This window comes from Caulobacter sp. D5, from assembly GCF_003185805.1.
GTDB lineage: Bacteria > Pseudomonadota > Alphaproteobacteria > Caulobacterales > Caulobacteraceae > Caulobacter.
Map to the genome: position 1 here is coordinate 25,229 of NZ_QHJY01000011.1, position 8,366 is coordinate 33,594.

Annotated in this window: 10 protein-coding genes and 1 pseudogene; 7 read left to right on the forward strand and 4 right to left on the reverse strand. The window is 68.1% G+C overall.

Going from position 1 to position 8,366, the window contains the following annotated elements:
- Nucleotides 1-76: 76 nt before the first annotated feature.
- From DMC18_RS01080 to DMC18_RS01105, 6 genes are all read left to right on the forward strand, one after another.
- Nucleotides 77-646 carry a NifU family protein gene (locus tag DMC18_RS01080; RefSeq protein WP_110118432.1) on the forward strand — a complete coding sequence of 190 codons (570 nt, stop codon included), beginning with the start codon at nucleotides 77-79 and terminating at the stop codon, nucleotides 644-646.
- Between the two features lie 101 nt (nucleotides 647-747).
- Nucleotides 748-1,335, forward strand: coding sequence for a malonic semialdehyde reductase (locus DMC18_RS01085; RefSeq protein WP_110118417.1), 588 nt, complete (start codon nucleotides 748-750; stop codon nucleotides 1,333-1,335).
- A 70-nt stretch (nucleotides 1,336-1,405) separates the two neighbouring features.
- Nucleotides 1,406-2,065, forward strand: coding sequence for a DUF1131 family protein (locus DMC18_RS01090; RefSeq protein WP_110118418.1), 660 nt, complete (start codon nucleotides 1,406-1,408; stop codon nucleotides 2,063-2,065).
- A gap of 2 nt (nucleotides 2,066-2,067) precedes the next feature.
- Nucleotides 2,068-2,712, forward strand: a complete 645-nt coding sequence (gene tsaB / locus DMC18_RS01095) for a tRNA (adenosine(37)-N6)-threonylcarbamoyltransferase complex dimerization subunit type 1 TsaB (protein WP_110118419.1) — start codon at nucleotides 2,068-2,070, stop codon at nucleotides 2,710-2,712.
- Nucleotides 2,709-3,161, forward strand: coding sequence for a GNAT family N-acetyltransferase (locus tag DMC18_RS01100; protein WP_110118420.1), 453 nt, complete (start codon nucleotides 2,709-2,711; stop codon nucleotides 3,159-3,161). The genes tsaB and DMC18_RS01100 overlap by 4 nt, the downstream gene beginning before the upstream one ends.
- Nucleotides 3,162-3,208: 47 nt before the next feature.
- Entirely contained in the window at nucleotides 3,209-3,616 is a 408-nt protein-coding gene (locus DMC18_RS01105; RefSeq protein WP_109101055.1) for a Fur family transcriptional regulator, read from the forward strand.
- Nucleotides 3,617-3,710: 94 nt separating this feature from the next.
- On the opposite strand, the gene trmB is transcribed toward DMC18_RS01105, so the two are convergent.
- Entirely contained in the window at nucleotides 3,711-4,391 is a 681-nt protein-coding gene (gene trmB / locus DMC18_RS01110; RefSeq protein WP_110118421.1) for a tRNA (guanosine(46)-N7)-methyltransferase TrmB, read from the reverse strand.
- 149 nt (nucleotides 4,392-4,540) lie between these two features.
- Between trmB and DMC18_RS01115 the strand changes: the two genes are divergently transcribed.
- Nucleotides 4,541-6,301 carry a hypothetical protein gene (locus DMC18_RS01115; RefSeq protein WP_110132620.1) on the forward strand — a complete coding sequence of 587 codons (1,761 nt, stop codon included), beginning with the start codon at nucleotides 4,541-4,543 and terminating at the stop codon, nucleotides 6,299-6,301.
- 8 nt (nucleotides 6,302-6,309) lie between these two features.
- Here DMC18_RS01115 and metK read toward each other — a convergent pair whose 3' ends face one another.
- From metK to DMC18_RS01130, 3 genes and pseudogenes are all read right to left on the reverse strand, one after another.
- Nucleotides 6,310-7,533: a methionine adenosyltransferase gene (metK, locus tag DMC18_RS01120; protein WP_110118423.1), complete on the reverse strand. Its 1,224-nt coding sequence runs from the start codon at nucleotides 7,531-7,533 to the stop codon at nucleotides 6,310-6,312.
- A 109-nt stretch (nucleotides 7,534-7,642) separates the two neighbouring features.
- A complete protein-coding gene (locus DMC18_RS01125; RefSeq protein ID WP_110132621.1) occupies nucleotides 7,643-8,068 on the reverse strand; it encodes a helix-turn-helix domain-containing protein in 426 nt (141 codons plus the stop codon).
- 33 nt (nucleotides 8,069-8,101) lie between these two features.
- Nucleotides 8,102-8,366 (reverse strand): annotated as a pseudogene (locus DMC18_RS01130) (hypothetical protein); the annotation flags it as partial.

The following is an 8,366-nucleotide window of genomic DNA, read 5'->3' on the forward strand; positions in this document are numbered from 1 at the left end:
CGGGCCCCTCCCTCTCCCTATGGGAGAGGTTTTCCAGGGCCTTGCCCTTCGGCTCCTCAAGCGCCACATGTTCCGCATGTTCATCCAGACCGAAACCACGCCCAATCCCGAGGTCCTGAAGTTCCTGCCCGGCCGCGAGGTTCTGGCGGACGGCGCCCGGGAGTTCCGCACCCCCGAGGAAGGCGAGGCCTCGCCGCTGGCCGACGCCCTGTTCCGGCTGGGCGACGTGACCCGGGTGTTCTTCGGTCCGGACTTTCTGACGGTGACCAAGGGCGAGGACGCCCAGTGGCCGCACCTGAAGGCCCCGATCCTGGCGGCCATCATGGACCACTTCACCAGCGGCCGTCCGCTGCTGCTGGACCAGGTCGACAGCGGCCACGACGACGACGGCGTCTATGACGGGGAGGCGGCCCAGATCGTCTCGGAGATCAAGGAACTGCTCGACACCCGCATCCGTCCGGCCGTGGCCCAGGACGGCGGCGACATCGTGTTCAGCAAGTTCGAGCCGGCCACGGGCGTGGTCTGGCTGCACATGCGCGGCGCCTGCTCGGGCTGCCCGTCGTCCTCGGCGACGCTGAAGTCGGGCGTCGAGAACATGCTCAAGCACTATGTGCCGGAAGTGACCCGGGTCGAGCAGACGCTCTGATTTTCGGTCCCGGCGCGCATCGCCGGCCTTGCCGTGATCCGCTGGGAACACCATACTGTAACTCTATAAGTTGCGATTATGGCTCCCTATAAGGATTGCTGATGTCCAAGCTCGACGCCGCCGCCCTGGCCCAACTCTTCACGCAGGCGCGCACGCGCAACGGCTGGAAGTCCGACCCCGTGCCCGAGGCGGTGCTGCGTGAGCTGTACGACCTGGTGAAGTTCGGCCCGACCGCCGCCAACTCGACCCCGGCCCGCTTCGTCTTCGTGACCAGCCCGGAAGCCAAGGAAAAGCTGGCGGCCCTGTCGTCAGGCTCGAACGGCCCGAAGATCCGCCAGGCCCCGGTCACCGTCATCGTCGGCTACGACCTCGATTTCCCCGAGACCCTCGACAAGCTGTTCCCGCACGCCCCGGGCGCCAAGAACTGGTTCGGCGACCCCGTGGCCAAGGAGTGGGGCGCGTTCCGCAACAGCTCGCTGCAGGGCGGCTATTTCATCCTCGCGGCCCGGGCGCTCGGCCTGGACGTCGGGGCGATGTCGGGCTTCGACAACGCCGGCGTGGACGCGGCCTTCTTCGAAGGCACGAACATCAAGAGCAATTTCATCGCCTCGATCGGCTACGGCACCGACGAGAACCTGTTCCCGCGCAGCCCGCGCCTGGACTTCGAGGAAGCCGCCTCGATCGTCTGACATGTCATCCCGGGCGCGAAAATCGCACGATGGCGTGCGATTTTCGCGCTTGGGCGTTAGAACCCTCGTCATGACCCTTCGTCTCGCGCTCCTCGCCGCCCCGCTGGCCCTGCTGGCCGCCTGCGGCCCCGCCGAAAAGACCTCCGCGCCTTCCGCCGCGGCCCCGCAGGCCGAGCAGGAAGCGGGCAAGCCGGCCGACGGTCCCGTCGCCGTGAAGATCACCCCCTATGTCGGCGGACCGCTGCAGGTGGGCGCCGCGGGCGTCGGGCCCATCACCGCCGCCACCGCCTTCGACCAGCCGACCATCGCGGCCCTGTTCCCCAAGGCCCAGGTCAAGAGCGCCTTCATCCATGTCGGCGAGGGCCCGCCCGGGCCGATCATCGTCGTCGAGCAGGACAAGGTTCCGCTGCTGGAGATCGGCAAGGGCGCCGACGGCGGCATTTCCGAGATCCGCCTGGCGGCCGGCGACGTGCGCGGTCCCAAGGGCGAGGGCCTGCTGGCCAAGTGGGAGGCTCTGGGCTTCACCGTCGATCAGTGCCGGGCCGGCGAGGGCCGGACGATCAATGCGGTGGTCTGCGTGCGCCCCGAGGCCCCGACCGTGTCCTATGTCTTCGGCGTGCCCGGCTGGACCAAGGGCGGCGTGCCCGACGAAAAGACCCTGAAGGCCAAGGCCCAGCTCAACGAATTCATCTGGCGTCCGGCCGAGACCGCCCAGGTCGGGGCCGCCTGACCTTGCGCGTTCTTTCCGTCGACACCTGCCTGGCGGCCGCCTCGGTCGCCGTGATCGAGGACGGCCGTACGCTGGCCGCCCGCACCGAACCCATGACCCGCGGCCACCAGGAGCGCATCGCGCCCCTGGCCAAGGCGGTCGCCGCCGAGGCCGGGATCGCCTTTTCCCAGCTCGACCGCATCGCCGTCACCGTCGGCCCGGGATCCTTCACCGGCCTGCGGGTGGGATTGTCCTTCGCCAAGGGCCTGGCCCAGGCCCTTTCGATCCCCTGCGTGGGGGTGAACAGCCTGGAGGCCCTGGCGGCCTCGTCGGAGGCCAAGGGCTTCGTCGCCGCCGTCCTCGACGCCAAGATGGGCCAGGTCTATCTGCAGGTCTTCGACGGCGGGACGGCCCTGATGGCGCCCGACGCCCTCGACCTGGGCGCGGCGACCGCCCGCCTGGCCGAGCTATGGTCGGGCGGTCCGGCCACCCTGGTGGGCTCCGGCGCGCCGCTGCTGGAGGGCGTGCTGCATGATGCGACCGTCCTGACCCCGGCGTCCGCCGACCCCGTGGCCATCGCCCGCCTGGCGGCCGCCCGGCCGGCCCCGACCCATTCGCCCCGGCCGCTCTATCTGCGCGCCCCCTACGCCACGATGCCCGCCGCATGAACCTGCGCCCTGTCGGACTGGAAGCGTGCTGGGACCTGGCGGACCTGCACGAAAAGGCCTTCGACCGGCCGTGGAGCCCGACCGAGTTCGAGGCCCTGTTCAACTCGCCCGGCGTCTTCGCCGTGCTGGGCGGTTCGGGCGAGCCGGAAGCGCCGCGTGGCTTCATCCTGTGCCGGGCGATCGCCGGCGAGGCCGAAATCCTGACCATCGCCGTCGATCCGGCCGCCCGCCGGCGCGGCTGGGGCGCGGCCCTGGTCGAGATGGCGGCCGGGATCGCCGCCGAGGCCAAGGCCTTCGACCTGTTCCTGGAGGTCGCGGCCGACAATCTGGGGGCGATCGGGCTCTACAAGGCGACCGGCTTTTCGCAAGTGGGTCTCAGGAAGGGCTATTATCCCCATCCTGACGGCGCCAAGGACGCCGTCGTGATGCGGCGGGCGCTTAACACTTAAGAAGCGATTGCCTATTGTGCCCGCGAATCCCCGACGGAGACGCCGCCTTGGACCGCCTCGAAAAGCTCTGCATCGAAAAAGGCATGCGCATGACCGACCAGCGTCGGGTCATCGCGCGCGTACTGTCGTCGGCTGACGACCATCCGGACGTCGAGGAGCTGCACCGCCGCGCCCACGCCATCGACCCGCACATCTCGATCGCGACGGTCTACCGCACCGTCCGCCTGTTCGAGGAGAGCGGCATCATCGAGCGCCACGACTTCCGGGACGGCCGCTCGCGCTACGAAGAGACCCCGACCCATCACCACGACCACCTGATCGACATGAAGACCGGCAAGGTCGTCGAGTTCGTGGACGAGGAGATCGAGGCCCTGCAGCACGCGATCGCCAGGAAGCTCGGCTACAAGCTGATCGATCACCGGCTCGAACTCTACGGCGTGCCGATCGAAGAGTGATTGACCTGGATCAAGACAAAGGGCGCGGGTTCACCCCGCGCCCTTTTCTTTTGGGTCCGATCCCGGCGGCCCCGGGGGGCGCCTGGGGAGCGGCTCAGGTCCGCACGAAATCGAGGAACACCGGGGCGCAGTCGCCCAGCTTCTTTTCCTCGTAGCGGGTGGTGACGTGGTCGGCCGGGATGGCCTGGCGATCAGCGTCCGCCTCGGCGAAGCGGAAGGCGGGGCTGGCCAGCACCCGCTCGATCGTCCACTCGGCGTAGTCGGCCCAGTCGGTGGCGAAGCGGAAGGCCGCGCCCGGCTTCAGCACGCGGGCCAGCTCGGTCACGAACTCCGGCTGGATGATCCGGCGCTTGTTGTGCCGGGCCTTGTGCCAGGGGTCGGGGAACATCACGAACAGGCGGTCGATCGAGGCGTCGGGCAGCCAGCCGACCACGTCACGGGCGTCGCCCTCGTGGATGCGGACGTTGGAGAGGGCCTGTTCCTCGACGTGGCGGACGGCGCTGGCCACGCCGTTGACGAAGGGCTCGGCCCCGATCACCAGCACATCGGGACGGCGGCCGGCCTGGGCGGCCATGTGCTCGCCGCCGCCGAAGCCGATCTCCAGCCAGACTTCCTTGGCGTCGGGCATCAGGTCGCGGGGCTGGAAGGCCTCGTGCGGCACGCTGATGGTCGGCAGCAGGCTGTCGAGCAGGGCCTGCTGGCGCGGCTTCACTGGCCGCGACTTCAGTCGGCCGAACGAGCGCAGCGGCCCGTGGGGCTGTTGGGGATTGGTCATGGGGCGACGACTTAGCGCGTCCGCAGCCAAGACGGAACCGTCCGGCGCGGTCCCTGAGCGGATGACCGCGATCCGTGAGATTGAACTCTTCCTTCGGTTGTCTAGGCGGCTGGCCCGTGCACAGATGGGGCATAGCTGGGGGGCTTACGATGAAGGACATGGCCGACCCGCCCGCGGGCGACTACACGCCGGACGAGCTGCGGCTCATAGAATGCGTCGCCCGGGGCGGCCACTGCGTCTTGCCGCCGGGGGAAGACGCCGAATTGCCAGTGATCCGGGGCGCGGTGATCGCCGCCCTACTGCTGGGCGAGGTTCCCGGTTATCCGCCCACGCCCCGGGGCGTGCGACTGGAAGGCGCCAAGATCGTCGGCGAGATCGACCTCGATTTCGCCTATGCTCGCCACGACCGGGACGGACCGCTGCCGTTTCTACGGCTCATCGGCTGTGTACTGACCGACCAGCTGAATCTGAATCAGTCGACGATTGCCGGCCTCTCCCTGGCGGGTAGTACTTTGTCGGGGCTCTCCGGCATTGATACGCGGATCGAGCGGAATCTCTCCCTCTACAAGGCCCGGGTGGGCGTCGAAGAGCGCTCCTCGCGCACAGCGATCGATTTGAGCGGCGCCAGGATCGGCGGCGACCTGTTTGCCGAAGAAGCGCATGTGACTGGCAGGTTCGTCCTCCGGGGCGCCAAGATGAGTCAATTGGCGCTTTCCGGCGCTCAACTCGTCGCTGATGGAGCGTGCCTTTCCATCACGGAAGCGGAAATTACCGGCTCCATCGAGATGGGCCACCCGTTTCACGCAACCGGTCTGATTGACGCCTTTGGCGTACGTGTAGGCGGCTCCTGGGTGCTCGGAGGCGAACTGAAGTCTGCCGGAAAGCTGGCGTTGAAAGGCGCATGCGCTCGTGTCGGCGGCAACCTGGGCCTGGTCGACGTTACGGTGGAGGGGCGGGTCGACTTTCTAGGGGCGACGGTGTCGGGCGGCTTCCTCCTCGTCGGAAATCGTTTCGACGAAGGATTCAACGGCCTGTCGGTGGTGCTCGACGACGCTGATCTAGGCATCGTGATGGAAGTTTCGAGGAACACGGCGCTGGACGGAGATGCCAGGCCCGCGGGCAGATTCTCGCTCGTTGCAGCTCGCACGCGCCTGCTAGACGATGATCCATGGACTGCATGGCCCGAGGCGGGCCGCCTGGACCTGACCGGTTTCACCTACGAGACCCTCAAGGCCCATGGCGCGGCCAACAGCGACGCAAAGCGCCGCCTCGATTGGCTGAGGCTGCAGCACGGCAAGTCGCCCAAGGCCAAGGACTTCTCGCCCCAGCCCTACGAGCAACTGGCCAAGGTGTTGCGGGCCGGCGGGCACAGCGCGGACGCTGACCGGGTGGCCATCGAAAAGCGCCGGATGCGGGCCCGTTGCAAGGCCGACGGCTTTTGGAGTCGGCTGGTCTCACGGTTCATGGACGTGACGTCGCGCTACGGCTACTCGCCGGCCCGGGCCCTGGCCTGGACGACGAGCTACGCGCTGGCAGGCGGCTTGATCCTGACCGTCGCCCTGCATCTGGGATTGGTGTTGTTCGTGCCGGTCGACGGGCCGGCCGTGGACACCCAGTACATCTGGCGGCCCGAGGCGCCGGCGATCGTTCCGGCCGCTTTGCGCGAGCGTTTGCCGGGGGCTCGGCTGGCGCGCGCGTCGGAAGGCTGTCCCGCCGTCGTCACGCCGCTCTACGCGGTCGACCTGATCATTCCAGTGCTGGATCTCGGCCAGGAAAGCGCCTGCCGCCTGGAAACGCGCGGCGCGCTAGGCGGCGGCGTCCAGGCGGGGCGGGTGCTGTATCAGATCCTGGGGGCGATCCTGACCGCGGTCCTGATCACCACCCTCACCGGCGTTTTGAAGAAGGACTGAGACCGGGCTTACGCCAGGCCCTTCAGCTCCGACACCAGGTCGGTCTTCTCCCACGAGAAGCCGCCTTCGTTGTCCGGCGTGCGGCCGAAGTGGCCGTAGGCGGCGGTGCGGGCGTAGATCGGGCGGTTCAGCTGCAGGTGCTCGCGGATCGAACGCGGGGTGGCGCCGCCGATCAGCTGCGGCAGGGTCTTTTCCAGGACCGCCGGATCCACCTTGCCGGTGCCGTGCAGGTCGACGTGGAACGAGACCGGCTGGGCCACGCCGATGGCGTAGGCGATCTGGATGGTGCAGCGCTCGGCCAGGCCCGAGGCCACGACGTTCTTGGCCAGGTAGCGGCAGGCATAGGCGGCCGAACGGTCGACCTTGGTCGGATCCTTGCCCGAGAAGGCGCCGCCGCCGTGCGGCGCCGCGCCGCCGTAGGTGTCGACGATGATCTTGCGGCCGGTGACGCCGGCGTCGCCGTCCGGACCGCCGATCTCGAAGCGGCCGGTCGGGTTGACCAGCCACTGGGTCTTCTTGGTGATCAGGCCTTCCGGGAAGATCGGCAGGATGTGCGGCTTGATCAGGTCGAGCACGCGCTTGGACGTGGCTGCCTTGCCGTCGATCTTCTTCTTGTGCTGGTGCGAGACGACGATCGAGACGACGCGCTGCGGCACGCCGGCGCCGTCGTATTCCAGGGTCACCTGGCTCTTGGCGTCGGGTTCGAGCTCAGACAGCTCGCCCGAATGGCGCAGCTCGGCCAGGCGCTTGAGGATGTTGTGGCTGTACTGCAGGGTCGCCGGCATCAGCTCCGGGGTCTCGGTGCTGGCGTAGCCGAACATGATGCCCTGGTCGCCGGCGCCCTCGTCCTTCTTCTCGGTGGCGTCCACGCCCTGGGCGATGTGCGCCGACTGGCCGTGCAGGAAGTTGGCGAACTTGGCCTTCTCCCAGTGGAAGCCCTTCTGCTCGTAGCCGATATCCTTGATCGCGGCGCGGACCTTGGGCTCCAGCGACTTGAGGATATCCTTGGTCAGCTGCTTGTTGGCCGCCTTGTCGCCGCCCGGCTTGCCGGCGCGCACTTCGCCCGCCAGGACGATGCGGTTGGTGGTGACCAGGGTCTCGCAGGCGACGCGGGCTTCGGGGTCGGCGGTGAGGAAGGCGTCGACGACGGTGTCGCTGATCCGGTCGGCCACCTTGTCGGGGTGGCCTTCGGAGACGCTTTCACTCGTGAAGATGTAGGACGAACGGCTCAAGTGGAAACGCTCCGGCTAGGGTCCTGCGCCCACGGGGCGGCAGCCTCGCGAACATTCCCGCGGAACATATAAAGATAAGTTTATATCCGCAAGCCGAGCCTGACGGGCGTCAGAGCTCTTCGTCGGCCATCGAGCGCACCAGGTCCAGCAGCCGGCGGCGAACCGGGGCCTTGGTGAGCTTGGGGAACAGGCCGGCCAGTTCCAGACCCTCGGGGGTCATCAGGAACTCGTGGACCTGGAGGTCGTTGCGGACCTCGCCGTCGCCGGGCTCGGACGGATCGGCCAGGCCTTCGAAGAAGTAGGCCCCGGGGGCCTGAAGGCTGCGGGCGATCTCGTAGAGCTTGCTGGCGCTGACGCGGTTGGCGCCTCGCTCGTACTTCTGCACCTGCTGGAAGGTCAGGCCCAGGCTCTCGGCGAGCTTCTCCTGGCTGACGCCCAGGATCTTGCGGCGCATGCGGATGCGGGCGCCCACGTGCAGGTCCACGGGGTTGGGCGAGCGCTCGATTTCGGTGGGGGATTCAATGGCGACGGTCATGCTTAGGCATAGACCTGAGATTGCGGTTTTAGTTCAGCCTATATCTTTCACGTCGGCAAACTTGCGGACGCGGTTACGCGAACTTCCGATACAGATCGCCACCGACGCGAGAATGAACGCCAAAAACGGCCAGTCCACTACCCTGGGCGCGAACGTGTCGCGGCCGGTCGCGGGAAGGTTGGCGTCGATCACGCCGCGCTGGCCAAGGTCGAGACGCTGGCCGCCGACCACCCGTCCCTGGGCGTCGATCATGGCCGAGACGCCCGTGGGCGTGGCGCGGATCATCGGCCGGCCGGCC